The sequence below is a fragment of the Streptomyces sp. NRRL WC-3549 genome (assembly GCF_000721935.1).
GTDB lineage: Bacteria > Actinomycetota > Actinomycetes > Streptomycetales > Streptomycetaceae > Streptomyces.
On sequence record NZ_KL585423.1, the window covers coordinates 59,324 to 60,276 of the forward strand.

At 70.2% G+C, this 953-nt stretch carries 2 protein-coding genes; both read right to left on the reverse strand.

What is annotated here, in order from left to right; all coding sequences use genetic code 11:
• Positions 1 to 648 (reverse strand): caspase family protein (locus IH13_RS0126605; protein ID WP_031088514.1); only part of this gene is annotated, 648 nt, incomplete at its 3' end.
• Positions 649 to 656: 8 nt separating this feature from the next.
• On the reverse strand, positions 657 to 953 hold a 297-nt coding region (locus IH13_RS0126610; RefSeq protein ID WP_063837497.1), incomplete at its 5' end, for an effector-associated constant component EACC1.

Here is a 953-nt window from a genome sequence, read left to right on the forward strand (position 1 = left end):
ATCCAGGTAGCGGTAGGCCTGCCGTAGCGTCAGCTGTTGCGTGCCTTCCGGGTCGCCTTCGGAGAGCAGACGGATGAGCTCGCCGGTGAAGGCGGTGTGCGGGGCGCCTGGCGTGGCCAGGGCCAGCTCATCCCGCGCTGCCGCGGCCAGGACGTACCCGCCATGGACCCGAGCCAGGTCCACCTCCTGATCCTCGATGCTCCCCAGGACACCCACCGCCCGCCCTGAAAAGCAGCAGTCGAGTACGACGACGATGGACCGGGCCCGAGTTTGCAGCAGGGACCCACGCACCGCTGTGTAGGCCAGCGCTGTGTACGCCACCCACCCCGGGCGGGCGTCAGTGGCGACCGTGGCCAGGTACAGCTCGCCGGCGGGGTTGACCAGCCCGTGGCCCACGTAGTAGATCCACAGCACCCCCTCAGCGAGCTCGGCCTCCTGAGCGATGGCGATCCCCAACTCGGTCGGGTTTGCCGGGTCGCGGACCACTCGCAGGTTTTCCTCAGCGAGTCCGCAACGCTCGACCAGCACCTGTCCCAGATCGGCCAAGGTGCCCGTCACCGCCGGCACCGGCGGCAGGCCGGAGGTCTCGCCGTGGGAACTGGTGCCGATCAGAAGCACCCGAGTCCCGGGCGCACTCAAGCTGGTCATCGAGGCTGCTATCGAGGCGATACGGTCGGCTCGCCCTCATCGCCCACGACGGTGCCGGCACCGCCTTCCAGCGTCCTGGCCAACTCGGCGACCAGCTCCCGTACCTCCGCCATGTCCGTTCCCCGCACCCGCTGGGCCGAGACCTCCACGCTTGTCCCGTCCCGCCGGGTCAGTTTGCACACCACCTCGCCGGTGCGGTGCCGCATCCATGCGATGACAGCGCTGGCCAGTACCGCCGACACCCCGCCCGGGGCCAGGGCGATGGCCAGCACTTCCGAGGTCGTGCCGAGTGCGCCGACCGGCGG